At 52.8% G+C, this 25,434-nt stretch carries 28 protein-coding genes; 14 read left to right on the forward strand and 14 right to left on the reverse strand.

The genetic code is table 11. From position 1 onward, the window contains the following. Positions 1-8 precede the first annotated feature (8 nt). The gene (locus tag ABJI30_RS07390; protein WP_348016542.1) at positions 9-2,378 is read left to right on the forward strand and encodes an EAL domain-containing protein; all 2,370 of its coding nucleotides are present in this window, start codon (positions 9-11) and stop codon (positions 2,376-2,378) included. Between the two features lies 1 nt (position 2,379). Here ABJI30_RS07390 and ABJI30_RS07395 read toward each other — a convergent pair whose 3' ends face one another. Together ABJI30_RS07395 and arsC are read right to left on the reverse strand one after the other, a co-directional pair. After that, positions 2,380-3,111, reverse strand: a complete 732-nt coding sequence (locus tag ABJI30_RS07395) for a ParA family protein (protein WP_348016543.1) — start codon at positions 3,109-3,111, stop codon at positions 2,380-2,382. Between the two features lie 47 nt (positions 3,112-3,158). Beyond that, positions 3,159-3,509, reverse strand: coding sequence for an arsenate reductase (glutaredoxin) (arsC, locus tag ABJI30_RS07400; RefSeq protein WP_348016544.1), 351 nt, complete (start codon positions 3,507-3,509; stop codon positions 3,159-3,161). A 204-nt stretch (positions 3,510-3,713) separates the two neighbouring features. Between arsC and ABJI30_RS07405 the strand changes: the two genes are divergently transcribed. Continuing rightward, positions 3,714-5,924 (forward strand): TonB-dependent siderophore receptor, encoded by a 2,211-nt coding sequence (locus ABJI30_RS07405; protein WP_348016545.1) that lies wholly within the window; start codon positions 3,714-3,716, stop codon positions 5,922-5,924. Here the strand turns inward: ABJI30_RS07405 and ABJI30_RS07410 are convergent, their stop codons facing one another. Beyond that, positions 5,925-6,464: a (2Fe-2S)-binding protein gene (locus ABJI30_RS07410; protein ID WP_348016546.1), complete on the reverse strand. Its 540-nt coding sequence runs from the start codon at positions 6,462-6,464 to the stop codon at positions 5,925-5,927. Between the two features lie 23 nt (positions 6,465-6,487). Beyond that, positions 6,488-7,252 carry a class II aldolase/adducin family protein gene (locus tag ABJI30_RS07415; protein WP_348016547.1) on the reverse strand — a complete coding sequence of 255 codons (765 nt, stop codon included), beginning with the start codon at positions 7,250-7,252 and terminating at the stop codon, positions 6,488-6,490. A 282-nt stretch (positions 7,253-7,534) separates the two neighbouring features. Here ABJI30_RS07415 and rpsU point away from each other — a divergent pair, with 282 nt between their 5' ends. From rpsU to ABJI30_RS07430, 3 genes are all read left to right on the forward strand, one after another. Next, positions 7,535-7,741 carry a 30S ribosomal protein S21 gene (gene rpsU / locus ABJI30_RS07420; RefSeq protein ID WP_074204042.1) on the forward strand — a complete coding sequence of 69 codons (207 nt, stop codon included), beginning with the start codon at positions 7,535-7,537 and terminating at the stop codon, positions 7,739-7,741. Positions 7,742-7,789: 48 nt separating this feature from the next. Next, positions 7,790-8,380: an FKBP-type peptidyl-prolyl cis-trans isomerase gene (locus tag ABJI30_RS07425; RefSeq protein ID WP_348016548.1), complete on the forward strand. Its 591-nt coding sequence runs from the start codon at positions 7,790-7,792 to the stop codon at positions 8,378-8,380. 188 nt (positions 8,381-8,568) lie between these two features. Next, positions 8,569-9,231 carry a PEPxxWA-CTERM sorting domain-containing protein gene (locus ABJI30_RS07430; protein WP_348016549.1) on the forward strand — a complete coding sequence of 221 codons (663 nt, stop codon included), beginning with the start codon at positions 8,569-8,571 and terminating at the stop codon, positions 9,229-9,231. Between the two features lie 33 nt (positions 9,232-9,264). On the opposite strand, the gene ABJI30_RS07435 is transcribed toward ABJI30_RS07430, so the two are convergent. Both ABJI30_RS07435 and ABJI30_RS07440 read right to left on the reverse strand, forming a co-directional pair. Then, positions 9,265-11,355, reverse strand: coding sequence for a bifunctional (p)ppGpp synthetase/guanosine-3',5'-bis(diphosphate) 3'-pyrophosphohydrolase (locus ABJI30_RS07435; protein WP_348016550.1), 2,091 nt, complete (start codon positions 11,353-11,355; stop codon positions 9,265-9,267). Positions 11,356-11,569: 214 nt separating this feature from the next. Then, the gene (locus ABJI30_RS07440) at positions 11,570-11,899 is read right to left on the reverse strand and encodes a hypothetical protein (RefSeq protein WP_348016551.1); all 330 of its coding nucleotides are present in this window, start codon (positions 11,897-11,899) and stop codon (positions 11,570-11,572) included. Between the two features lie 176 nt (positions 11,900-12,075). On the opposite strand from ABJI30_RS07440, the gene ABJI30_RS07445 reads away from it, so the two are divergent. From ABJI30_RS07445 to ABJI30_RS07455, 3 genes are all read left to right on the forward strand, one after another. Next, on the forward strand, positions 12,076-12,618 hold the full coding sequence (locus tag ABJI30_RS07445; RefSeq protein ID WP_348016552.1) for a helix-turn-helix domain-containing protein: 543 nt from the start codon (positions 12,076-12,078) through the stop codon (positions 12,616-12,618). 88 nt (positions 12,619-12,706) lie between these two features. Next, complete coding sequence (locus ABJI30_RS07450; RefSeq protein WP_348016553.1) at positions 12,707-13,939, forward strand: histidine kinase; 1,233 nt, start codon at positions 12,707-12,709, stop codon at positions 13,937-13,939. Beyond that, positions 13,936-14,736 (forward strand): LytTR family DNA-binding domain-containing protein, encoded by an 801-nt coding sequence (locus ABJI30_RS07455; RefSeq protein ID WP_348016554.1) that lies wholly within the window; start codon positions 13,936-13,938, stop codon positions 14,734-14,736. The genes ABJI30_RS07450 and ABJI30_RS07455 overlap by 4 nt, the downstream gene beginning before the upstream one ends. A 5-nt stretch (positions 14,737-14,741) precedes the next feature. Here ABJI30_RS07455 and tadA read toward each other — a convergent pair whose 3' ends face one another. Further along, positions 14,742-15,212, reverse strand: coding sequence for a tRNA adenosine(34) deaminase TadA (tadA, locus tag ABJI30_RS07460; RefSeq protein WP_348016555.1), 471 nt, complete (start codon positions 15,210-15,212; stop codon positions 14,742-14,744). 152 nt (positions 15,213-15,364) lie between these two features. On the opposite strand from tadA, the gene rpmB reads away from it, so the two are divergent. After that, positions 15,365-15,655, forward strand: a complete 291-nt coding sequence (rpmB, locus tag ABJI30_RS07465; protein WP_348016556.1) for a 50S ribosomal protein L28 — start codon at positions 15,365-15,367, stop codon at positions 15,653-15,655. Between the two features lie 36 nt (positions 15,656-15,691). Here rpmB and ABJI30_RS07470 read toward each other — a convergent pair whose 3' ends face one another. After that, positions 15,692-16,768 (reverse strand): esterase-like activity of phytase family protein, encoded by a 1,077-nt coding sequence (locus ABJI30_RS07470; protein ID WP_348025421.1) that lies wholly within the window; start codon positions 16,766-16,768, stop codon positions 15,692-15,694. Positions 16,769-16,869: 101 nt separating this feature from the next. Here ABJI30_RS07470 and ABJI30_RS07475 point away from each other — a divergent pair, with 101 nt between their 5' ends. The 4 genes from ABJI30_RS07475 to ABJI30_RS07490 are packed head-to-tail and all read left to right on the forward strand — an operon-like array spanning position 16,870 to position 19,497. After that, the gene (locus tag ABJI30_RS07475) at positions 16,870-17,589 is read left to right on the forward strand and encodes a CoA transferase subunit A (RefSeq protein WP_348016558.1); all 720 of its coding nucleotides are present in this window, start codon (positions 16,870-16,872) and stop codon (positions 17,587-17,589) included. Then, positions 17,589-17,921 (forward strand): DUF5076 domain-containing protein, encoded by a 333-nt coding sequence (locus ABJI30_RS07480; RefSeq protein ID WP_348016559.1) that lies wholly within the window; start codon positions 17,589-17,591, stop codon positions 17,919-17,921. The genes ABJI30_RS07475 and ABJI30_RS07480 overlap by 1 nt, the downstream gene beginning before the upstream one ends. Then, positions 17,921-18,850 (forward strand): hypothetical protein, encoded by a 930-nt coding sequence (locus tag ABJI30_RS07485; RefSeq protein ID WP_348016560.1) that lies wholly within the window; start codon positions 17,921-17,923, stop codon positions 18,848-18,850. The genes ABJI30_RS07480 and ABJI30_RS07485 overlap by 1 nt, the downstream gene beginning before the upstream one ends. 5 nt (positions 18,851-18,855) lie before the next feature. Then, positions 18,856-19,497 (forward strand): CoA transferase subunit B, encoded by a 642-nt coding sequence (locus ABJI30_RS07490; protein ID WP_348016561.1) that lies wholly within the window; start codon positions 18,856-18,858, stop codon positions 19,495-19,497. Here ABJI30_RS07490 and ABJI30_RS07495 read toward each other — a convergent pair. Both ABJI30_RS07495 and ABJI30_RS07500 read right to left on the reverse strand, forming a co-directional pair. Continuing rightward, on the reverse strand, positions 19,494-19,958 hold the full coding sequence (locus ABJI30_RS07495) for a nuclear transport factor 2 family protein (protein ID WP_348016562.1): 465 nt from the start codon (positions 19,956-19,958) through the stop codon (positions 19,494-19,496). The two genes, ABJI30_RS07490 and ABJI30_RS07495, sit on opposite strands and share 4 nt — an antisense overlap. Before the next feature lie 14 nt (positions 19,959-19,972). Next, entirely contained in the window at positions 19,973-20,770 is a 798-nt protein-coding gene (locus ABJI30_RS07500; RefSeq protein WP_348016563.1) for a TIM barrel protein, read from the reverse strand. A 149-nt stretch (positions 20,771-20,919) separates the two neighbouring features. Between ABJI30_RS07500 and ABJI30_RS07505 the strand changes: the two genes are divergently transcribed. Further along, positions 20,920-22,503 (forward strand): fatty acid--CoA ligase, encoded by a 1,584-nt coding sequence (locus tag ABJI30_RS07505; protein WP_348016564.1) that lies wholly within the window; start codon positions 20,920-20,922, stop codon positions 22,501-22,503. A 21-nt stretch (positions 22,504-22,524) separates the two neighbouring features. Here the strand turns inward: ABJI30_RS07505 and ABJI30_RS07510 are convergent, their stop codons facing one another. Genes ABJI30_RS07510 through ABJI30_RS07525 form a run of 4 tightly spaced genes read right to left on the reverse strand, consistent with a single transcriptional unit; the run spans position 22,525 to position 25,288 of the window. After that, entirely contained in the window at positions 22,525-23,283 is a 759-nt protein-coding gene (locus ABJI30_RS07510; protein WP_348016565.1) for an SDR family oxidoreductase, read from the reverse strand. A 30-nt stretch (positions 23,284-23,313) separates the two neighbouring features. After that, positions 23,314-24,102 (reverse strand): ThuA domain-containing protein, encoded by a 789-nt coding sequence (locus ABJI30_RS07515; RefSeq protein ID WP_348016566.1) that lies wholly within the window; start codon positions 24,100-24,102, stop codon positions 23,314-23,316. Then, positions 24,102-24,662 (reverse strand): VOC family protein, encoded by a 561-nt coding sequence (locus ABJI30_RS07520; RefSeq protein WP_348016567.1) that lies wholly within the window; start codon positions 24,660-24,662, stop codon positions 24,102-24,104. The genes ABJI30_RS07515 and ABJI30_RS07520 overlap by 1 nt, the downstream gene beginning before the upstream one ends. Next, complete coding sequence (locus ABJI30_RS07525) at positions 24,659-25,288, reverse strand: glutathione S-transferase family protein (RefSeq protein WP_348016568.1); 630 nt, start codon at positions 25,286-25,288, stop codon at positions 24,659-24,661. Before ABJI30_RS07525 ends, ABJI30_RS07520 begins: the two co-directional genes overlap by 4 nt. Positions 25,289-25,434 lie beyond the last annotated feature (146 nt).

Below are 25,434 nucleotides of genomic sequence, written 5' to 3' on the forward strand. Positions count from 1 at the left end.
AGCGGAGCGTGGAAGAAAAAGTTTCTCAGTCTGGATTGCCGCGGGATATCCCGCTTAGCGTTCTGCTCGGCCTGGCCGATCCCAAAGGGGTCGACTGGGGGCGGATTCGCGCGCTCCAGTTTGAGGGCATGCGCCAGAATGATCTCGTAAAGATTATCGGTTCGACGGTATGCGCCATGCTGGCCGTACAGATCGCATCGGAGAGTGTCGGGTTTCTGGCAGCCGGAGCCTGGTTTCTGGCTCTGAGCGGTTTGTACCTGTACACCCATGTCACATATAAAAATCAGGCGATGTGGCAGCGCAAAAGCATTTCCTTGCGCGACACAGCCATATCGCATTTATTTTCCGTTGCTGCAGGAACAATTTGGAGCATCGCGTTCGTAACGCTGACCCTGGTCGGTAATCAAGCGGGCATGATGGACCTCTGGTCGATCATGATCTGTCTGATGGTTGGTTCTGCGATGATGCTGTCGGCGATACCGCTAAGCAGCATATTGTTTATCGGAGCTTCGGGTTGTTCGATGATCTTCGGCTGGTACTATGTCGACAATTTTCAGATGAGCATGGCTTCCATTGCGATCACGATATTGCTGGTATCATCCTGCCTTATGACCGGACGGTCGTTCATTTACCGGAAAGTGGCAGAGGCGCATCTGAACGAAAAAAGCGAAGTCGTCAGCCTACTCCTGAAGGAATTTGAAGATACCGGCGCTGACTGGTTGTGGCAGACAGATACGTCAAGGCGCATAGCCCATGTGTCTCCGAGATTTGCACATGCGCTCGGCTTGTTACCCGAAGAGATTGATGGCAAACCGTTCCTGCAACTCGTTGCTGGCCAGTCATGGGATACCGGGAAATTTCCACCCGCCTTGCACGATCTGGCCGAGAAGCTGAAGCGCAGAGACAGTTTCAGCAATATGATGGTTCCGGTTCAAATTCGTGGCGAAACACGCTGGTGGGAATTGTCGGCCTCACCCAAAATGGATGACAGTGGTGTGTTCCACGGATTCCGCGGGGTCGGTTCTGACGTGACGGAGCAACGCGAATCCGCAGACAAAATCTCCCACATGGCGCGATTTGATACACTGACGAGCCTGCCGAACAGACTGCAATTGACTGAAACACTTGGCAAGGCCATGCAGAATTCCGACAAATGGAATGGTCGCTGTGGTTTCATGATGATTGATCTTGATCGGTTCAAGGCAGTGAATGATACGCTGGGCCATCCGGTCGGTGACCGGTTACTTGCCCGGGTTGCCGATCGTCTGCGATCAATTATGACAGACAATGAGCTATGCGGCCGCCTTGGCGGTGACGAGTTTGCTATCGTCATCAAGGATGCCAGTGATTCCCAATATACAGAAATGCTCGGAAAGCAGATCATCGAGACACTGTCGCGACCTTATGAAGTGGACCAGCATACGCTTTACATCGGTGCCAGTGTCGGTACCGCCATTGGTCCAAGAGACGGACGGACCGTCGAGATGCTGATGCGCAGCGCCGATCTTGCCCTGTACCGATCCAAGGATCAGGGCGGCGGCGCGCATAATCAGTATGAACCGAAATTGCATGTCCATGCTGAAGAGCGGCGCGTGATGGAGATCGCTTTGCGCAAAGCGCTGGACAATGACGAATTTGCACTGAACTATCAGCCGGTGGTGAGTGCTGATACGGGTGGAGTAATGGGCTTCGAAGCTTTGCTCCGCTGGACCAATCCCGAATTTGGTGTCGTCTCGCCAGCGAAGTTTATTCCGCTCGCCGAAGATGCCCGCCTGATCGGACCGATTGGCGAATGGGTCATGCGCACGGCCTGCAAGGAGGCCATGAACTGGCCATCTACAATCAAGGTCGCGGTCAACGTTTCAGCAGATCAGCTCAGCGATCCGAATTTTCTGGATATGGTGGTGTCTGCACTTCAGGAAAGCCAGCTCCCCGCACAGCGCCTGGAGATTGAAGTGACCGAAAGCATCTTCATGCGCGAGGGGACCGGAGCTACCGAGGTACTCGATCAGATTATCGCGCTGGGAATTAATTTGTCTCTCGACGATTTCGGGACAGGCTATTCGTCTCTCGGCTATCTGCGGAAAACCCGGTTCACAACGATCAAGGTTGATCGCAGCTTTGTGCAGGGTGCCGCGAAAAAAGTACCGGAGAGTCTGGCGATTATTCGCGCCGTTGTCGCGATGGCGGACAGTCTGGGCATGTCGACCACTGCCGAAGGTGCGGAGACAGAAGAAGAAGTCAAAATGATCCAGCAGCTGGGCTGCCGCAAGATTCAGGGCTATTATTTTGGACGGCCTATGGCACCACATGATGCTCTGGAATTGTTTCGCGGCCATGATTCCGGCTCAGCAACGGCGGATGACCGCGCCGCTTGATCTAGCCTTTGGCCAGACGTTTCTCGATCCCGCGCCATAATTTTGCAAAAGCCTTGGCCGCAGGCGAGCCGGGGGCAAAATCACCCACAGGTCGTTTGAGCTTTGTCATCCGTTCGATATTGCTCGACATCGGAATGACTGGCCATTTGGGATGTTTGGCAAGGGTTGCCTTGTGAATGGTCCGTCGTCTGTCGACCATCGTGTATAGCGGCAGCAGGGGCGCGTGTTTGCGGCCATTTGAATCAAGAAACAGCTGGACATCTTTCAGCGCACGTTCGGACAACGGCGATGGTATCACCGGTATGATAACGACATCTGCGTTGCGCAGGATCTGTTCGCTGGTTTCGGTCAAGCCTGGCGGACAATCGAGAATAATCCGGTCATAGTCATTCTGGAGTCCGTGCAGAAGCTTCTTCATGTGCTTCTTTTTGTTGATCTCGAAGAACAGCCGGTCGAGACCCCGCAGGGATACATCTGCGGCCAGCAAATCCAGATTGTCAAAGGATGTTGGCTTGATCAGCTTGCCAGGCTTGACATCGCCAGCGATCATCGCGCGCGCGCGATCTTTCTTGACCTTGCCGCCATCTAGAATGAATGAAGCGGCACCTTGCGCATCCAGATCCCATAGCAGCGTCCGTCGGGCGCTTTGTGCAGCACTGCTCCACGCTAGATTCACGGCGGTGCAACTTTTGCCGACACCACCTTTCATACTATAAACTGCGATAACGGCCATGGTCAGAATCCGGCGATAAAATAAACAGGCGCCGGGTTTCAGTGCAGTCAGATGATTTCCTGGACCCGGTCCTGTGGCCGGCACAACCGAACACCTTTGTCCGTTTCGACCAGGGGTCGCTCGATCAAACTCGGTTCGGTTGCCATGGCATCCAGTATTTGCGCAGCAGTTGCGCCATCATCTGTCAGCCCCAGATCTTCGGCGGGCGACCCGCGGACCCTTAAGCCCTCCTGCGGGGTGATGCCAGCATCACGATAGAGTTGTTCCAGCTTGGCACGGCTGGGCGGTTCTTTCAGATATTCCACCACAGTCAGATCTATGTCGGCTGTTTCTTCAAGAATCGCCAGAGTTTTGCGGGATGTTCCGCATTTTGGATTGTGCCAGATTGTTGCTTTCATGCTCTTTTCCTTGAAGCTATTGGGCCCGTCATCAGCGATATCTGAATCACTGACAACGATTTTATGTGATCCATAAACACCAGTCTGTGATCGCAATCAAAGAAAATTGACATTTTCCACATTAGTTCATTGCATATGAGAATTATTCTCATTAGTGCGACTCATGATAATGAGAACGATTCGCAATTTGGGAATACGACAAATATGATTTCATCACGGTTCAGCGTCCAGAAAATCCTTACTCTCGGTAGCGCAATGGGCTTGGCACTGGCTGCCAGCCCGGCATATGCGGCTGAAGTTGCCGCCGGGGACATCTCGGGAGATACCGCCGATGAAGCAGGCTATGAAGATCAGAACGAGATTATCGTTACCGGCGAGAAAGACGGGTATGTTGCGATTAGCAGTGCGGGTCTGAAAACGGGCACGCCGCTGATTGACACGCCACAAACCGTTTCCGTTTTAACTCGCGAGCAACTTGACGATCAGGCGCTGCAGGATATTGGCGACATCTTGCGCTACACACCCGGCGCATCGATCGGGCAGGGAGAAGGCAACCGCGACCAGATCACCATAAGAGGACAGAATACTACCGCAGATTTCTTTGTCGATGGTATCCGTGATGACGTCCAGTATTTTCGGCCGCTTTATAATATCGAGCGGGTTGAGATCCACAAAGGTCCCAATGCGATGATCTTCGGCCGGGGCGGCGGTGGCGGGATAATCAATCGCGTCACCAAGTCACCAGTTGCTGGGGAAATGTTCGGTTCCACAACCGCTAGCGTGGACAGTTTCGGCGCGTTTTTTATCAGCGGTGACGTCAATGCGGTCATCGCGGACAATGCCGCATTCCGGATCAATGGCCTGTACGAAGAATTCAACAATCACCGCGATTTTTTCGATGGCCGTCGTTTTGCAGTCAACCCGACCGTGGGTGCGGAGCTCAGCGACCAGAGCCGGATATTATTATCCTATGAATATGTTGATGATGACCGGTCGGTGGATCGCGGAAATCCCGCGGAACTGCGCGCTGTTGGTGATGCCTGCTCCTTTGCAAATCCGTGCGGACCATTGCGCGGTTTCCGCGACACACTGTTCGGCTTTGACGGTGTCAATCAGACAACATTGCAGGCGCATATCGTCAAATTGCGCGTCGAGCATGATTTCAGCGATAGCCTGCAATTCAACGCCACAACGCTCTACGGCGATTATGACAAGCTGTATCGGAACGTCTATCCGGTGGATGCCATTTTGGGCGTCCCGGCAGGTGGGCCGCTCGTCGATTCCGTCACTCTTGATGGTTATAACGACACAACCGATCGAGAAAATTTCATCACCCAGGGAAATCTCGTCTGGACCGGCGATACCGGTGGTATTGGACACACTCTGTTGCTGGGTTACGAAATAGGCCAGCAACAATCGGCCAATGCGCGGCAGGACATTCTGTTTGCGGCGAGCAACGATGACCAGATCACGATCCCGCTCACCGATCCCATCTCCCAGCCCGCATTCAGTTTTCCGGCATCCACGCGCAATCGTGTTTCAGACCTGAAATTTTTCTCGCTCTATGTGCAGGATCAGATCCGCATTGGTGAGCATTTTGAAATTGTCGGCGGCGTGCGTTTTGACAGTTTCGATATTGATGTGAACGACATTCAGAACAACGTTCTTTTGAACAGGACCGATGACAAATTCTCGCCGCGCGCCGGATTGATCTACAAGCCGCAAGAAAATATTTCCATCTACACCAGCTATTCGAAAAGCTTTCTGCCGCGTTCTGGTGATCAGTTCCTGACGTTGACGCCGACGGTTGGCACCACACTCGGTACCGTGGATCTGGAGCCGGAAGCCTTTGAGAATTACGAGATTGGCGCGAAATGGGACATTACCCCGGCGCTCAGTCTTACCGCCGCCCTGTTCCGTCTCGATCGCGACAATCAGGCTATCCTGCTCGACAATCAGGGCAATACCACCCTGTCGGGATCGCGTACGGAAGGCGCTGAACTTCAGTTGGTCGGGAAATTGACAGACAGGCTTCAGATCAACGCTGGCTACAGCTACCTTGATGGTCAACAGCGCAATGCAGCTACGGTCGCCGGCCAGGATTTACGTCTGTTTCAGGTACCGGAACACATGATTTCACTGTGGACCAAATATGACTTCACCGATCAATTTGCGGCCGGACTGGGCGTTACCCATCAGTCCAGTCAATTTGCCCGGAACGACAACAGCGTTCGCATCCCGTCCTATACGCGCGTGGATGCAGCATTCTATTATGATGTGAACGAAAAGGTGCAGGTTCAGCTCAATGTCGAAAACCTGCTCGATGAAACTTACTTCCCGTCGGTGCATAACAATGACAATATTACCACTGGCGAGCCACTGAATGCGCGACTGACAATCAAATTCGGTTTTTGACTATTTTTTCGGCGTTAGCGCCGGCACGGCTTTTGCCGCATCTTCCGGATCTATACCTGGGGGAGGGGCGGCGCTGAGAACGTCGTCGCCGCTGGCAAGACGTGCTGCGCGCTGAATGGCTTCACGAATGCGGGGATAGGTTCCGCAGCGGCAGATATTGGGAATTGCCTCGTCAATATCTGCATTGGTGGGTTTGGGGTTTTTCTTGATCAGAACTGCCGCCGCCATGATCATGCCGGACTGGCAGAAACCGCATTGCGGGACATTTTCTGCGGCCCAGGCTTGCTGTACCGGGTGACTGCGGTCGCGGGACAAGGCCTCGATCGTGGTAATGAAACGACCTTCCAGCTCGCCGATGGTGACCAGACAGCTGCGAATCGCTTCGCCATCAATTTCGACCATGCAAGCACCGCAATCACCTGTACCACAGCCATATTTGGTGCCGGTCAGATTGGAAGCATCGCGCAATGCCCAAAGCAAAGGCGTGTCTTCATCCATGCGATATTCAACCGGGCGGTCGTTGACGGTAAACTTGGTCATGCGACTAGCTTAGTCGGCTCGAATCAATCGCGCCAGCTTTTGTCTTGCTGATCGATCAACCGGACCATGGCATCAAATTCCGGAACACCCTGAATGGCAGGATCAATGGCCGTCTGCGAAAGGTTCGCGAGGTGCTTCTTGATCACTTCTTCGCCAATCATAATCGGTTTGCCCATCGCCAGAGTTTGCATCTGAATTTCGCAGGCACGTTGCAATACCCAGTGATTGAGAAAAGCCTCCTCAAGGGAGCGACCCATTACCACGGGACCGTGATTTTCCAGCAGCATCATGCGTTTCTTGCCCAAGCTGGCCAGGAACCGCGGGCCTTCTTCGGCATGAACGGTCACACCTTCGAATTTGTGATAGGCGAGCCGGGGCACGACAGCTGCGGCATAGAAGTTTACGGGTTGTAGCCCGCCTTCGACAGAGGCGACTGCCATGGCGGCGGTTGTATGTGTATGGATGATCGCATGCACATCCGGCAATTCGCGGTGAAAAAGACTGTGCTGTGTGAATCCAGCCTTGTTGACCGGGAAGGTTGATCCGTCGAGCGTGTTGCCGTCAATATCGATCTTGACCAGCGTTGAAGCAGTGACTTCACTGAAATGCAATCCATAAGGATTGATCAGAAACGCCTCGTCTTCGCCCGGAACTTTCAAAGTGACATGATTGAAAATCAGCTCATCCCATCCCAGATAGGCGAATATCCGGTAACAGGCGGCCAGTCGCTGGCGAGCTGTCCATTCCCCTTCACTGCAGCGGGATTGCATATTAATTGCCGTGGCCATTTTTCTTCTCCTCGAATCGCGCCGAATTCCGTGTTGCCACACAGCATATAGACCGCGCTGGAAAATGCGAATGCAAAGCTGTTGGCAATTCACGGGAAATGGCGGAAAGGCATGCCACAGGACTTGCCATCCCCAACAGAAATTGGTAGGCGGCAAGCGATTGCGGAAGAATGATTCTTCTGCAAACCCCTTTTTATGGCTAAACTCTTTATCGGCCGGTTGTTGAATATCCGGTTGCCAGAGTAGTTTTTGCCGCAAATTTGAATGGAGTTACTTAGTCTTATGCAAATCATGGTGCGCGACAATAATGTAGACCAGGCCCTTCGGGCGCTGAAGAAAAAACTGCAGCGCGAAGGCGTTTATCGCGAAATGAAATTGCGTCGGCACTACGAAAAGCCGTCTGAAAAACGTGCACGTGAAAAAGCAGCTGCTGTTCGCCGTGCCCGCAAGATGGAACGCAAGCGGATGGAGCGCGACGGCACTATTTAAGTTCGATCGAACCAATCCAGTTTGTAACCTGAAGCCAGGGAACCCGACATGTCCGTAACAACCGTTCCAATCCGGCCAATAAAAAAAGGCTCGTTGACCAAATTATGGATCGGTGTCGTGCTTGTGATCCTGATCGGTGTAGCTTTGGCATGGACTGGTACGCAAAACGCGGTTGAAACCGGCGCGACAGATGAGCAATATCTGGCAGCCAACGCTGATAATGACGATGTTGTCACCACCGCTTCCGGTTTGCAAATTCAAACGATCAAGCCGGGAGAAGGCCCAAATCCGGTTGCAACGGATGTCGCCCGGGTCAAGTATACCGGCACGTTGAGGGACGGAACAGAATTTGACACCAGTGTGGGACGGGGACAACCTGAGGATGCCGCAGTATTTCCGGTAGGCGGCGTCGTCCCCGGCTTTTCCGAAGCCCTGCAACTGATGCAGAAGGGCGGCGAATACCGCATCTGGATCCCATCCGAAATTGGTTACGGGGAAGCTTCTCCGGGCCCCGATATTCCGGCAAATTCGCTTCTGATTTTCGATGTCACTCTGGTCGAGTTCATCTCGCAAGAGCAGATGCAGGCAATTCAGCAGCAGTTGCAGCAGCAACAGGGAATGCTTCCTCCCGGGCGATAAGCTTTCATCAACGCTTTGCCATTCCCGCACCCCGCGCACAGAGTGTTCGGGCAATTGTAGCCAACGGCATGTTTCATGAAGCAGCGAATGTGCGACAATGAGACAGTGAAGTCTCTATAATCTCTACACAATTGACAAAGGGTTGAATGCATCGCATCTTGCTTTTTCAATAAGTGTTGGGGGTAGTGATGGGTAAGTCTTTATTATGTGCCAGTGCGGCGATTCTGGCAATTGCCGGTGCGAGTTCGGTTTCGGCTGCGACGATTGTTTACACCGTTAGCGGAACAGGCAGCGGTAATCTGAATGGCAGCGTGTTCAACGGTGATTTTACGATTACCAGCACAGGCGACACAGCTACTCAGCAGCCTTGCATGGACAACGGAATGCCGATTCCGGAATGTGCGTTTGTTGTCAATGACAGTCTGGAACTCGACATTTCAGGTTTAGGCACTTTTAATGTGACTAGCCCGAGCATCAGTTTCGTCAACAATGCTTCCAACTTGTTTGGATTTACGGAGTTGATCGGGCCGCTGCCGGGGATCGTCAACACTTTTGCTTTCGTGAATATCACTGATACGCCAGGTCCGTTCTCAACATGGGACGGCATATCAGATCTTCCATCTTATTCGACAGATCTGCTGCTGAACAATCTCTTTGCACCCTTTGTGCAAACCGATGGTGGCCAGTTGATGTTTGATGCCGGTCCACCGACCGCGGCAATATTTTCGGCTTCGATTCTGGCGCCCAGTGTTCCGGAGCCTTCGACATGGGCCATGATGATAATTGGTTTCGGGCTGGTTGGCGCAGGCCTGCGTCGTCGCAAGCCCAAAGTGACAGTAAGCTACGCCTGATCACATAACCAGATTGTCGCGTTCGCAACCAGGCTACAAGCGTTCGGCCTGCGCGACGGCGTCGGATGCGCGCAGGGCAGACAGAATCCGCATCAAGTGATGGACATTGTGCACTTCCAGATCAACTTCGAACGTATGGAAGGGCGTGTCCCGATTTGTCATTCTCAAGCGCAGGATATTGGCATTGTGGAATCCGAAAATACCGGCCATTTCTGCCAAAGTCCCGGGTTTGTCGTGCAGTACGACCGCAAGCCGGGCAGCCGCGCCGTCTGATCCCTGACCCCAACTGAGATCCACCCAGTCCGCATCCACTCCGTCGGCGAGTTGCAGACAGTCAATGGCGTGGACTTCCACATTCTCTCCGCTGCGCCGCAGGCCGACAATGCGATCTCCCGGAACCGGATGACAGCATTCCGCCAGATTGAAGGCGACGCCCGGTGTCAGGCCCTTGATCGAGATGGCGCGGTCCTGTTCCGGCCAATCCCGATCAACATCATTTTCGTTGGCACTACCCGGCATCAGCGCTTCCATCACTTTGCGGTCGCTTATGTCCCGGGTTCCAATAGCCAGCATCAACTCATCATCGGTGCTCAGGTCAAGGCGCTTCAAAGCGGCTTTCATCGCGCGTTTGCCGATTTTTCCGGGCAGACGTTCGATAATCTCATCGTATAATTTGGTACCGATCTCGATGAGTTCATCCCGTTCCTTGTACCGGACAAACCGGCGTATTGCCGCCCGAGCTTTGCCGGTGATGACGAAAGACAGCCAGCCTGGTTGCGGTTCCTGACCGCCGGACTTCAGAACTTCAACGACATCGCCGTTGGCCAATTGCGTTCTCAGCGGAACGTGCCGGCCATTGACCTTCGCTCCAACCGCCTGGTTGCCCAAATCTGTGTGAACAGCATAAGCAAAGTCAACGGTTGTCGAGCCCTTGGGCATCTGGAGCAAGGTTCCCTTGGGAGTGAAGGCAAAAATACGGTCCTGGTACATGGCCAGCTTGGTGTGTTCGAGCAGTTCCTCGGCATCTTCTGCATGGTCCAGAATTTCGATCAGATCGCGTATCCAGCCTGCTTGTCCATCCGGACCGCTGCCCTGTTTGTAAGCCCAATGTGCCGCCAGCCCATATTCATTGTCACGATGCATGCGCTCTGAACGTATCTGTATCTCCACCCGCATATTGTCGCCATGCATGATTGTTGTGTGGATGGATCGGTAGCCGTTGCGTTTGGGCGTGGAAATATAGTCCTTGAAGCGACCTGGAACCATTTTCCATTTTTCATGCAAGATTCCCAGCGCGCGATAACATTCGGCGCTGTTGTCGGTAATCACGCGAAACGCCATGATATCGGTCAGTTGTTCAAAACTGACATGACGCTCTGCCATTTTCTTCCAGATCGAATAGGGATGTTTTTCGCGCCCGCTTACGTCGGCGGCGAGGCCGCCGCTGGACAGAGCCTTTTGAATGGACTTGGCGATTTTCCCGACCTGGCCTTCATCGCCTTCCTTGATCGTCTGCAGGCGCTGGGTAATGGTCTCATAGGCTTCCGGCTCCATGTGCCGAAACGCAAGAAGCTGCATTTCCCGCATATATTCGTACATGCCGATACGTTCTGCCAGCGGGGCATAGATATCCATGGTTTCATGAGCGATCCGTTTGCGTTTTTCTTCACTCTTGATGAAGTGCAATGTGCGCATGTTGTGCAGGCGGTCTGCCAGTTTGACGAGCAACACTCTGATATCATCCGACATTGCGAGCAGAAATTTACGGAGGTTTTCAGCGGCCCGTTCGTCATCGGTCTGCGCCTCGATCTTGGATAATTTTGTTACTCCGTCGACCAACCGGGCGATATCCTTGCCGAACAATTTGCTGATCTCATCGACAGTGGTCAGCGTGTCTTCCACGGTATCGTGTAGCAATGCAGTGACAATGGTCTGCTGATCAAGTTTGAGATCTGTCATCAAACCGGCGACTTCGATCGGGTGGCTGAAATAAGGATCGCCGCTCGCGCGCTTTTGCGATCCGTGTTTCTGCACGGAAAAAACATAGGCGCGATTGATCAGATCTTCATCTGCCTCGGGATCATAGGCGCGGACGCGCTCCACCAGTTCATATTGTCTAAGCACGAAACCAAGTTGCGGTGGTTTGACAGGATGAGCAACAAAAAAAAGCGCTGATGCCAACTCTCTAACCCAAGGAGCGGGGAAGAATTGTGGCATCAGCGCCCCCAAATAATGTCGGGGGAAGGTCTGACCTGCCGTGACCGAACCTGAGGAAGGGGGTCACTACGGGATTGGATGGCGGGTCAGTAAGGGGTTAACTCTTAGGCAAGCCGGTGATTTAGTCGTTGCACTTGGCCAGTGCTTCAGCATCCATCGCTTCGCCTTTGTAGCTGAACGATTCCAGAGTTCCGACTTCGCGAGACAATTTTGCGCAGATTGTCCGCGGCGAAGAGTTGCTTTTGGCGCCTTTGCACTGGGTGTCCGCACAGTGGATTACGGTCCCGCGAATGATATGTCTTGCCGCTTCGACCGGCGCAGCCAGTTCAGCTGTATAGACTACGGCACTTGACCGTGCCTGGGCCGTGCTTGCGGTAAACAGCAGTCCAGTTGTGATGACAGCTGTCGCAAGTGTTACGAGGGAGCGGGAAGGGCTTTGGGAGAGAAGCATGGTATTTCCTTTCGTCTTTTGTCGTTCTTGGCCGGAAAATCAGGTCGGCCGTGGGGAGTAAAATTTGATTTGCAATTTAGGTTGCGAATCAGTACTTAGTTCAATAGGTTTTAAGTTGCAACTAAAAACTTAAATTAATTTTTTGGGTTTCGGCGAAACTCGGCTAGGTGAGGTACATGGATAAATTACATGAGAATTTGGCAGACTTGGGTACAGGCTGCAGTCTGCCCATTTCACTGGAAGTCATCGGGGAACGCTGGTGCTTCATGATTTTGCGTGCTTCCTTTAACGGCGTGAAGCATTTTGAGGACTTTCTCAGCGAGATTGGCATTGCACGAAATATCCTCGCCAACCGGCTGACGAGACTGGTCGAGGCAGGAATCATGTCCCGTCGGCCTTGTGACCATGACAAGCGCAAAGTGGAATATCGCCTGACCGACAAAGGTGCCGATCTGTTGCCGACTATCGTTTCAATTCGGCAATGGGGCGAAAAATGGGAGACCGGTGTGCCATCCAATCCGGTTCTCGCGGATGCCAAGGATCGTCAACCGATTAATGCGATATCGATCCGCGCGCATGATGATCGCGTTCTGGGTCTGGAAGATCTGTGCTGGATTGATGAAGATGAAATGCGCGATCATGCGTCCAATGCGTCCAGTGACCGTCAGGATTTGAACGTTCGTCACCTCAAGGAAATCAACGAACCAACGGCTGCCTGAACTGCTACCCCCTTTGATCGGGTAGATATTTGCCACAAACCACAAGCGATTCTTCCCCAATCGGCAATGCGGCGCTATAGGTAGCATAATGGCCGTAATCGAAATCCGTCCCCAACCTTTTTTTGGCAACAAGAACCGCGCGTTCTGGAACCTCCAGTCTGCGGGTTGGGCTGGCGCGCTGATTTTACGCGGCTTGTCCGGGGTTGCAAATGGCCAGCCGCTGAGTTTCCTGGTCCCGGTCATTATTTCAACGATTACCGGTTATTCCATCACCTTGCTGCTGTCGGTGATTTACAAAAGCCTGATTCACCGCAAACCAATTGTGACCTGGGGCTCGACCATTGCTGTGCTGATCGGCGCAGCCGCGTTGTTTGCATTTATTGATGCCTGGGTTTTTCTGATCCAGAATCCGGGTACGGAAAGCGGCTTTGGTACGCTTTTTCTGGGCGCTTTCTTTCTTGATTTCACCATGTTGGCAGCCTGGTCGGCTCTGTATTATGCCATCAACTTTTTCCTTCGGGTAGAAGAACAAAACGACCAGTTGCTGCGCCTGGAAACCCAGGCGACCCGAGCACAGCTGGCCATGCTGCGCTATCAGCTCAACCCGCATTTCCTCTTCAACACACTGAACAGCATTTCCACGCTGGTCCTTCTTCGCCAGACTGAACCGGCCAATGCCATGTTGTCGCGGCTGTCTTCTTTTTTGCGGCATACGCTGGTCAACGAGGTGCATAGCCGGGTGACGTTGGCGCAGGAGGTGGAAACGCTACATTTGTATCTGGATATAGAAAAAATGCGGTTTGAAGAGCGGTTGCGCCCGCATTTTGATATAGATCCGGCCGTACGAGATGCGCTGTTGCCTTCGCTTTTGCTGCAGCCTCTGGTTGAAAACGCGATCAAATATGCAGTCACCCCGATGGAGCAGGGGGCCGATATCTCGGTCACAGCCACGCTGGAATCCGGAAAATTGCATATCATTGTGTCAGATACCGGCCCGGGAAAAAATGGCCCGATTCCGAAGTCTGGCGACTCAACTGGTGTCGGCCTTGGCAATATTCAGGAGCGATTAAACCAGGCTTATGGAAAAGACCATGAATTTGAAGTGCAATCATCTCCGGGAAGCGGGTTTTCAGTAATAATCGCCATTCCTTTCGAAACGAGGGAACAGATCGAAAGGAAGGCGGCAGAGGAAGCCAGTTCGGAAAAGCAAATCAGGACAGAAGCGATTTTTGGGGAGCATACCAGCGAAGTCGACCATGAAGCGGGGTCGGTGGCAACACCGGCATTGGCGACGGTACAGCACAAGGAAGTGAATTCATGACCATCAAGGCAATATTAGTCGACGATGAAAAACTTGCCATACAAGGCCTCGAGATCCGATTGGAGAAATTCGAGGATGTCGAGATTATCGACACTTGCAGCAATGGCCGGGAAGCGATTCGCAAAATCAAAACGCTCAAGCCGGATCTGGTCTTTCTGGATATTCAGATGCCGGGTTTTGACGGATTTTCGGTTGTGCAAGGCGTGATGGAAATCGAACCGCCGCTGTTCATTTTTGTAACTGCCTATGCTGATCACGCCGTTCGGGCGTTTGAAGCGGAAGCAATAGACTATCTGGTGAAACCGGTTGAGCCCGACCGGCTGGCCGATGCCATGGACCGGGTTCGCAAGCGGATGTCCGAAAAACGCGGAACCGAAGAAATCGAAAAATTAAAGTCCGTACTCAATGAAGTTGCACCCAACGCGATGGCCGACATTGAAAGTGCCGAAGAACCGGCAGCCGCCAGTCGCTATGAAAAGCTGATCAACGTGAAGGACCGCGGTCAGATATTCCGGGTCGATGTTGATACAATCGAACGCATCGATGCAGCCGGTGATTACATGTGTATCTATACCGCAGACAATAGTCTGATCCTGCGCGAGACCATGAAAGACTTGGAAAAGCGGCTTGATCCAAGGAATTTCCAGAGGGTTCATCGTTCCACCATCGTAAATCTCAGCCAGGTGCGCGAAGTCAAACCGCATACCAATGGCGAATGTTTTCTGGTGCTCGGGTCAGGTGCGCAGGTAAAAGTCAGCCGGAGTTACCGGGATGTTGTGGCGCGATTTGTGCACTGACAAGCTTAGTTGCCGGACTTTTCCCGGCGATTTGCAAAAAAGCTGTGCAGCAAAGCCGCCGACTCCATTTCGTCGATACCGGCATATATTTCGGGCCTGTGGTGACATGTGGGAGCGTTGAAAAAACGCACGCCACTGTCGACGGCACCGCCTTTGGGATCGCTCGCGGCATAATAGAGCCTGTGGATTCGTGCATGAGCAATGGCGCCGGCGCACATGGTGCAAGGCTCCAGGGTCACCCAAAGATCGCAGTTTTCTAGTCGATCCGTGCCAAGATGCCGAGCGGCGTCACGAATCGCTACCATTTCGGCATGGGCGCTGGGGTCATTTTGGGTGCGTGTCAGGTTGTGACCGCGACCTACGATCTTCTGGTCGTGGACAATCACGGCGCCGACCGGAACTTCACCGGTTTTTTCGGCCTCTCGCGCCAATTCCAGCGCTTGCGCCATGTAGGACGTGAATTTTTCGTTCGCCATGCGGGGTGACTAGCGTCCGGACGAGGTCCTGACCAGTAGATAGATTCGCAAGATAATCATGCCCGCGTGCTTGACGAACAGGGCTTTTGCAGTTAATTGCGCTGTCTTTCCCGCGTGGGAATCACTCACTAACAAAAAATTGGACTGAAGCGATGTCGCGAATTTGCGAACTGACAGGTAAGACTCGGCTGGTAGGCAATAATGTGTCTCACGCCAAAAACCGTACCAAAAAAACCTTTTTGCCAAATCTGCAAAATGTGACTCTGCTGTCCGATACATTGGGCAAGGGCATTAAATTGCGCGTTTCGACCCATGGTCTGCGTTCGGTTGAGCATGTTGGCGGTCTCGACAACTGGTTGATGAAGACATCAGATGACAAGCTGAGCCTTCGTGTACGCCGGATCAAAAAAGACATTGCCAAGAAGCAGGCTGCAGCGGCCTGATACAGATGATCGGTTCCTGCTAGGAACGCGATATATCTAGAATGACGAAAAGCCGGGGTTTGCCTCGGCTTTTTCGTTTTTGACGGTTTTCTTTTTTTGCTCAGGTTTCTTGCGCCCCTTGAGGAGCCGGAACTTCAGTAGGATTGTTTCCTGAATTGCCTGAAAATTGTCATCCGACGCAATCCAGATAATCGTGTCCTCACTGTTTCCGTTGTCTTCGACCGTCACTGCCAGTGCCTCCATATTGTCGACTTTGAGTGGCGGTTTCAGCTTGGCGATCTGGCGTGACGTCCAGACTTTGCCAGCCGCAATTTCAGTGGTGTCAGCAATGGACAAAATGGCGGACACTCCCTGCAGCGGCGTGAATCGACGATGGAGTATTAGGGCAGAACCATCGGGCAATAGCGCTGTATCGGTTACACGATAGCCTTTTGGCGCCTTGTATCCGAACAATGTCGACTTTGCGCCAGGTTCTGCTGGATCGCTGTCAAATATCAGGGCTTGTGTCCCGCCTTTTGAATAGTCGGCCGTTTCTGAAAAGACCAGATATCGGCCGTCCGCCAGACGCAACATGGCCTCCGCACCTCCGTTAAGAGGCCAATCCTGCATGGCTGAGGGCTGATGCATTACTTCCTTTCTCGCGAAGGAGGCACTATAGCGCCAGATCCCGTGTTGCCGTTCATAGCCAACCCAGAATTTTCGCGATTCCGGATCATATAACATCGCTTCTGCATCCCAGTTCTGACGGCCAAATTCGCTTTCCTTTGGCGGTCCATCCGGTAGTGGAGCAATGAAGGGGCGTTTTGCACGATCTTTATCTTCATCTAGGGTGAAGCCGATCAGGACACCGGCATCGCTGAGCATGAAAAACCGGTTTTCTGGCAACAACAACATGGAAGAGATGCCGCCGAAATCGGAATTGTCGCTGGTCATTTTCCAGCCCGCGAGAAATTCCAGTCGACCGGTGCGTTTGCGTTCGGGGTCTGACGAATCAAATGCGATCGGTTGCAGATTGATGAACTGACTGGTGTTTTTCACCGGCGGTGGCCCGTGCACCCAGGTTACGGGTACCAGGAAAAAGAACAGGGAAAAACAGGCCAGTATTCGGGTCACGTCAGCGCCCATAAACGATCCACACGCGGAAATATATTCTATTCTGGACGCTTTGTTCCATCTTGCGCTAGGGAGGCTCCATTGTTGCAGAAGGCCAATCTATGAGGAAAATATACGCAAACGCGACTTCGGCACTGGACGGACTCCTGTTTGATGGCATGCATTTGTGCGTCGGCGGATTTGGCCTGTGCGGAATCCCGGAACGGTTGATTGACGCGCTTCAGGATGCAGGTGTCAAAGATCTGACAATCGCTTCCAATAACGCCGGAATTGACAATGAAGGCCTGGGCAAATTGTTGCGTTCAAAACAGGTCAAAAAGATGATCTCTTCCTATGTGGGTGAAAATAAGGAATTTGAACGGCAGTATTTGTCTGGCGAGCTGGAAGTGGAATTTTGTCCGCAAGGAACTCTGGCGGAGCGGTGTCGTGCAGGCGGTGCCGGTATACCGGGTTTTTACACAAAAACCGGCGTGGGTACGCAAGTGGCTGATGGCAAAGAAATAAAGAGATTTGATGGCCCAAATGGACCTGAAGACTTTATTCTGGAGCGCGGAATATTTGCTGATCTTTGCCTGATCAAGGGCTGGAAAGCGGACAAGGCGGGCAATTTGATGTTCCGCAAGACAGCCCGAAACTTCAATGCACCCATGGCCACTGCCGGTAAGATATGTGTGGCTGAGGTTGAAGAGATTGTCGAAGTGGGAGACCTCGATCCTGATGCAATCCATCTCCCGAGCATTTATGTGAAGCGTCTGATTTGCGGGGCTCCATATGACAAGAAAATTGAGTTTCGTATGATCCGAGAGGGGAAGAGGGTGTAGTGTTTGGCAACAAGAAAAAGGGCGGTCGTTACGAAAATGCTATCGCCGTGGATGATTTTGATTTCCTTGACCAGTCGCATGAAGTGGCACGCCTTTGGGTGGAAGATGGTGCCGGCGCGACATGTCTCATTCAACCTGAAAAACTGGAGCGCCCGGAAATGTTCGGAATGCTCATGGTTGATTGTATACGCCACGGTTCTCGTGCCTACGCGCAAGCGCATGGGATTTCCGAAGCCGATGCGCTCGAGATGATCTGGGCCGGTGTCGATGTCGAACGGAAGCGCAACACCACAGACCTTGATACTATTCAAGATTACGAGAAACCGGACTGATGCCAAAGCTCCGCCTCTTGTTGCTATCGGCAATGGTGTTGCCGTTGCTTTCCGGTTGCGTTGCGGCGTTGTTGCCGATCGCGGCGGCGGGAGTGATGGGTAAAACCCAGATCGATCGTGTAAAGGCCAAGCGGGAATTGGTTGCAGCTGGTGCGACAGATGTTGTGCAGCCAGCTGGACGTCACAATGCCATAAAAGCGGGAGAATTTTCCGGCCAGGGCGGTGGGTTCGATATGGAGCGAGATGCGCAAACAGCCGGAGCGATCGAAAGCTATCTGTCACGATATCAAAAGCCCATCGGCGCCAGGCCTTTCGCCGCATATACTGAGTTTGCAAATTACGCGCTGTCTCAGGCGGCAAAGCTCGAAGCTGGTGAGGGCCTGAAATCATCCGTACTTGTGCCTCGTGTCGCAATCGAAAAGCCGCAAACGGTATCTTGTGCGGGCAAGCCGCTTGCTGTTCTGATCGATCTCGACGATAAATCTGAAAAACAATGGCTGACCGCTGATACGCTCTACTGGCAGCAGGGACTACCGGAAGCTGTGAGCGCGTTGCGAGCCGCCAAAGTCAGCGTGATCTGGTTGTCCGATCAGCCTGCCACAGCATCGGACCGGATTGCACAAATTCTGTCTGAAGCTGGCCTGTCTGCCCCTGAAGCAGATGATTTCCTGTTTCTGGATCGCGGGAACGACGATCGCAAGCAAGCCCGCCGTTGGGATGCCGCGCGCGCCTATTGTATCGTGGCATCTGCAGGGGACTCTCGCTCCGACTTTGACGAGCTATACGATTATCTGCGCAATCCGGATGGTGCAATCACGCTGGAATATATGTTTGGGGCAGGCTGGTTTGTCGCGCCCACGCCCCTGGTAGCTTCGCCGGACAAAACGATGTCTGACCAAGCTGCGGCTGGCGACGAAGATGAAGGATAACCTGCATGACTTGGGATAGAAATCAAATGGCGGCCCGAGCGGCGCAAGAACTACAAGATGGCTATTATGTAAATCTGGGCATTGGTATTCCGACCCTGGTTGCCAACCATATTCCCCAAGGTGTGGAAGTAACGTTGCAGTCCGAAAATGGAATGCTGGGCATTGGCCCCTTTCCCTACGAAGACGAAATCGACGCTGACCTGATCAATGCCGGCAAGCAGACGATCAGCGAACTTTCTTCCTCAAGTTATTTCGGTAGCGCCGATAGCTTCGCCATGATTCGTGGCGGTCATATTGACCTGACCGTATTGGGCGCGATGGAAGTGGCGGAAAATGGCGACATTGCCAACTGGATGATTCCGGGCAAGATGATAAAGGGCATGGGCGGTGCGATGGATCTTGTCGCCGGTGTTAAAAAAATCATTGTGGTCATGGATCATTGTGCCAAGGATGGCAGTCCGAAGTTTATTCCGACATGTACTTTGCCGCTGACCGGAACCAATGTGGTCGATATGATTATCACCGATTTGTGCGTGTTTCACCGCGCGGATCATAACAGCCCCTTTCGTTTGGTGGAGCTGGCACCGGGAGTAACAGCAGAGGATGTTGCTGCCAAAACCACTGCGAGCTACGAGATTGCAGTTTAAACTGCGCGTTGCGCCGCTTGCTCGAACAGGCTTCGATCTCCCATTTCCCATGTAACATTGAGTTGTGTGCGATGGATCAGCCAGCCATTGCCGCTACGTCGAAGTTCGTGGACATAGTAGCCACCGATTGAATGCATTTCACGAAGCTCGCCGGTCACAAGATGATGATGAGCGCTCATATAGCAGGTACAGGCTGCACGATCCCCATCGAGTTTGACGGTAAAATTGGTCAATACATGCTGGGTTGCGTCAAAAGGCTCCAATGTCGCCCGGACGCCAGCTACCCAGTCATCGGCAGGCATTGAGGCCTCGGGTTGCCCCGACCAGCTGGAAAAATCCAGCGAGACTTCATCTGCAAAAATTGATCGATACAGATCCCATCGACGCTGGTCGATTCCCGTTGCATAGTTTAAAATGTGATCAACAATGTTCGTCCGATCAACCAGCTCTTCATGCATCATTGACTGCTTTTCCTTTATCTCAGTAGATTCTTGCTGGCAGCTACCGCCAGCATCGCCCATTTTTCCGATGTGCAATCTGGCGGCATGGCCGTGCAGGGGACTTCGATATCCACATCGACATGCTCTCCCAATACACCCAAAAACTCGGGCAATGGAAAAATGCCTTCCCCTGGAACCATGCGGCTCATGGCTTCTTCCAGATAGTCCTCCGTAACTCTCAAATCCAGCCCATCACATATCTGTGCATAGCCGATCGTTTTCGGTTCAATGGCAGCCAGTGCTTCAATTGTACCGCCGGTTCGGAACAAATGCAGCGCATCAACCGCAATGAACAAATTGTCCTGTGCCATTTTGCCATGCAGAGCCACCGCTCGTTTCAAACTGTCGCAACCTTTCGCAAAGCCGGTAAACTCCAAGCCAATATCCAATCCGAGATCGGCGGCGGTTTCACACAACTGCCCCAACTGATCCTCGGCACGCCTCGATTGCGGTTCATGAATATGAGTAACCGCGCGCTTAGCACCAAGCTCTGCTGCCAACTCCAGTGGCACGCGATAATCGCGCACTTCGATATCCGGAGCGATGAGAAAATATTCGGCATTTGTCACGGTTATGCCCCGGTTAGACAATCGGGAACGCATTTCGATTTTTTCTGCTGGTGAGACGACCGGAAACATCGGTGTTCCATCGGGGTGGATCGGGGTGGCAGTGAACAGGCATACCGATTGCAGTTCAGCCTGCGAGGCGAACTCAATCAATCCGGCAGGACCTCCGGGCAGGAATGTAATCTGGTGAATAGCCAAACTGCGCATCCGGCAATGCATACTATGTGCGGTAGGCTTTGCACCTGCGAATTTGAGGAGCCCCGGGCTAGTGAATCTGACAGGCACTTTCACGGCTCACTAACACTATGTTCCTGTCTTGAAAAAGCGATCCTGGCATCGCAGAGAGAGGATAGAATATGACCGAAGACGACGTTGTTTCCATTGGTGATGTGGTCCGTTTTCATGCTCAGCAACAGCCGGATAGCGTCGTTTTTACGTTTGAAGATGCGCAAATGACTTATGCCGAGCTGGATGCGGGTAGCAATCGGGCGGCTCAGGCATTGGCATCAAAAGGTGTCGGCAAGGGTGACCGGATTGCTTATATGGGCAAGAATTCGCATCTGTATTTCGAGATTCTGGTCGGTGCTGCCAAGCTGGGCGCCGTGATGACGCCGGTTAACTGGCGGCTTGCTCCCCCCGAAGTTGCGTATATTCTGAATGACTGTCAGGCCCGAATATTGTTCGTCGGTCCGGGTTTTGACGATCTCGTGCGCAAAATCCATTCCGAATTGAAACATGTGGACCTTATCCTCGGATCAGAGAATGCAGAGGCAGATTTTGCCAGCTATCCCGCGTGGCGAGATGGTTTTGATTCCGTTGATCCGCACACGCCCTGTACGGAAGAGGATGAAGCACTGCAGCTTTATACATCGGGTACAACCGGTCATCCCAAGGGCGCTGTTATGACCAATGGCTCGATTTTTTCATCCCGAGCTTCGGGCATTTCCGAGGATGATCTGATGGATTGGCAAAAACCGGTGCCCGGTGAAATCACGCTGCTCGCCATGCCCTGTTTCCATATCAGCGGAACGGGCACTGGTCTGGGGACAATGTTCAACGGTGGCAGCGCGATGATTCTGTCCGAATATGATCCCACCCAGGCCCTCGAGCTCATCGAGAAATACACGATTTCAAAGATTTTCATGGTCCCGGCTGCGATCCAGATCATGCTCAATCATCCGCGGGCCAGCGAAGTCGATTTCAGCCAGCTCAAATACATCACCTACGGCGCTTCGCCTATTCCTCTGGAACTAATGAAACAGGCTATGGACGTGCTTGGTTGCGGTTTTGTCCAGATGTACGGAATGACCGAAACCAGCGGAACGATTACGACCCTTAATCCGGAAGATCATGACCCTGAAGGCAATGAAAAAATGCGTTCAGTAGGAACGGCGCTTCCGGGCGTCGAGCTCAAGATTATCGACACGGATGGAAAAACACTTTCCCCTCGCACGGTAGGTGAAATTGCAACTCGATCAGCCAAAAATATGAAAGGTTACTGGAATCGGCCCGATGCCACCGCAGAAACGATTGATGAAGACGGCTGGCTGCGTACCGGAGATGCGGGCTATATGGATGAAGAGGGGTATCTGTATATTCACGACCGGCTGAAGGACATGATCATTTCAGGGGGCGAGAACATCTATCCAGCGGAAGTCGAAAACGCGATTTATGCCAACGCCAAAGTCGCGGATGTCGCTGTAATCGGCATTCCGGATGACAAGTGGGGTGAAGCGGTCAAGGCGTGCGTCGTTGTCAAGGAAGGTCAGGAACTGTCCGAGGCTGATGTCATTGCACATACCCGGGAACATATTGCAGGATATAAATGTCCGAAATCCGTCGATTTTATTGCCGCTCTGCCGCGCAATCCATCAGGCAAAATTTTGCGAAAAGACCTGCGGGAACCCTATTGGGAAGGAAAGGACCGGGCAGTCAACTAGACTGCCCGGTATTTTCAAAACTCAGAATTGAACGCGCTTGGTGAAGCCACCGTCGATGACCAGGTGCGCGCCGGTCGTGTAACTTGATGCAGGGCTGGCGAGGAAGACCACGCTACGAGCCACGTCATCGGCTCCGCCAAAATCACCCAGTGCGAATCCGGCTTTGGTCATTTCATAGAATTCCGGCATGCCTTTTTCGATTTGCGACCAGTTTCCGCCCGGGAATTTAATTGGACCCGGCGAGACCATGTTGACGCGGATACCCTTGGGACCGAGTGCCTGGCTAAGCTGGCTGCCATAGGTTATCAATGCGGCTTTCATGGCATTGAAGGCCTGTGGTGCGACGAAAGTTTCGAACGCTGCCGTCGACGACATGAAAATCACCGAACCATCATCAGATTTTTCCAGATGCGGTTCAAGGACTTCAAGCGCTTTGACGGCACCGATAATGTCCGTGTTGAAAGTCACTTCCCAGTCACCTGTAGCGCCGGCGCCTGAAGAACTGACATTGTGGATGAATATGTCACAGCCACCCAGTTCGCCAGCTGCTTTTTCGAGCCATTTGGGATAGCCGTCGGCATCGGTCATGTCGAAAGCTTCGGCAAAGACTTTGCCGCCATGCGCTTCGAGTTCGCCCTTTGCAGCGGCAACTTGTTCCGCATTACGCGAGAAAAATGCCACGTCAGCACCTTCTTTTGCGAAATGTTCCAGAGCTGCACGCCCCAATCCGCGGCTACCGCCTGTAAGAATGACTTTCTTGCCCTTAAGTCCCAAGTCCATAATGCTCTCCTTTTAAATGTCGTTTCGGGTTCAGAATTTCGAAATTGCGGGCTGACACACCCATTTGATACCGCGGCGCAGCAGGTCGTAGATAATTGGCTGCTGCCAACCGGAACGATCTACTTCCGGCCACCAGTCCAGCACCGGCTCCATGTCATAATGTCCGCGGCAATGACCCATGGTCAGATAGAGCACAGCACCTTCGCCCATCTTGCGGATGTAGAATACCGGATGACGGCTTTTCTTGATGTCGCTGTGGACGAAACCGCTAATATCATCGGTGCCATTATACTCAGTATCGAGCAGAACGTCGAGTTCGGCACGCGTTTCCACAAGATATTGTTCGTCGACGGTTTCAAAGCTTTCAATGCCTTTGACCAAGGGATGGTCTGGCTGTGCATTGTCTACCGTGAAGGGAATGATGGGGGGATGCGAGAGGAACCGGCTGCCGAGTGTGTCGACAAAAGTCGGCATGTCATCCGGTGCATCGACCAGGCCATTTTCGAGAAATTTAAGCACGCTGTTGGTGCCATGCAGGGCAAAATACTGGCCGCCGCCACTGACCCAGTCCTGAATGTTCTTCTGGGCTGCTTCGCTGGGCAGCAGATCACATGTATAACTGATCAGCATGTCAGCATTTTTGATCGCATCGAGGTTTTCATAATCCTCGAAAATGCGGACTCGGATACGATCATCTTCGGCCAGCAATTTTAACAACTCGAGCCGCGCAAAATCTATGTCGTGATATTTTCCGGCCGCAACCATGACGCAACGGATCGGTTTTTGATCTGCTTTTCGTTCGGGAGGTGTTTCGCTCATTACGCTTTTCCTATTACCGGGTTGCTGACGCCATCCCAATCAAGGTGCGCCTGACGCATGGCTGCAAAGCCATCGAGGCCCGCTTGCGGGATTTGCAGATATTCGATGATGGTACCGGGGCCGCCGCCATAATCGGCGTAAAATGCACCGCCTACGCCGCCTGGAAGGCTGACTTCCTGGATGACGGTACCGCCTTTGGTTTCGGTAATCTGGCGTGCTTGATCCAGATCATTCACAATGATGCAAAGATGCTGCACTCCTTGAAGTCCCTTTGCACGCCATTCCTTGAACATGGAGGGCGCGTCGTTGTCCGGACGGATCAATTCGATTTGAACATCTCCCCAATAACCAATGGCCATGGAAAATTGAATGTCGCTTGGTTCACCGCGGAATTTCACGTTTTCGACTTGTACCGTTTCGGTGTGGAAAAAAGGACCGGCACCCATTGTTACTGTCCAGTATTCAAGAGCTGAGTCGTAGTCTTCCGGGACATAGCTGATCTGCATGATCGTCCCGAGACTGGCCAGGGAAGCAGGACTCTTGGCGGGAGAGGCGTTCATTCTTCGCCGCGCCATATTTCAGCCGATGGGCGCTCTTCCATTTTTGCAGCAAACCGGGTTAGATTGTTCGCCCCAGCGGGCAGTGACCAGCCTACAGTGCCGCCGAATTTAATGAAACAGAAGGTTACCAGATCAGCGAGCGTCAGCTTGCCGTGGCAAATATGATCCTTGCTGCCGAGCTGCTCGTCCAGCCACAACCAGTGTTTGTCTGACATTGCCGAAAGTTCGGCCGCCGCTTCCTGGCTAACAACATTCATGCGCGGTTCGAACATGGGTCGCCCCGCTCCACCGCGGAACCCCATTGTCATGGGAATTGCGATTTCCTGATCGATGCGCCGGGCCCAACGCCGTGTTTCGGCGCGCTCTTGCGGTGTCGATCCGATCATCACAGGATCAGGATGGGTTTCTTCCAGATATTCGCAAATTACCGTTGATTCGGTCAGTAGCATGCCATCATCCAGTTCCAGCGTTGGTGTTGTCTGCATGACATTCTTTTGGGCGTAGTCTGCGCTGCGGTTTTCGCCGGTGATAATGTCGAGATGAATCCGCTCTACGTCGATATTTTTCTCTACCAGAAACATCCGTACAAGACGGGGATTGGGGCCAAGACTGGAATAAAGCTTCAAGGGGATCTTCTCCTTATGAACTGGTTGACGAGCAGAATCGCGCCTGCTTCTATATCCGGCAGGATACACAGGTAGCATCGCCTCGCGGTCCTCTCAAAAACAGTAGGACGCAAACCGGATTTCTGCTGCCAGATTCACTAGTGGAT

Source organism: Parasphingorhabdus sp. (genome assembly GCF_039968395.1).
In the GTDB taxonomy this organism is placed as follows: domain Bacteria; phylum Pseudomonadota; class Alphaproteobacteria; order Sphingomonadales; family Sphingomonadaceae; genus Parasphingorhabdus.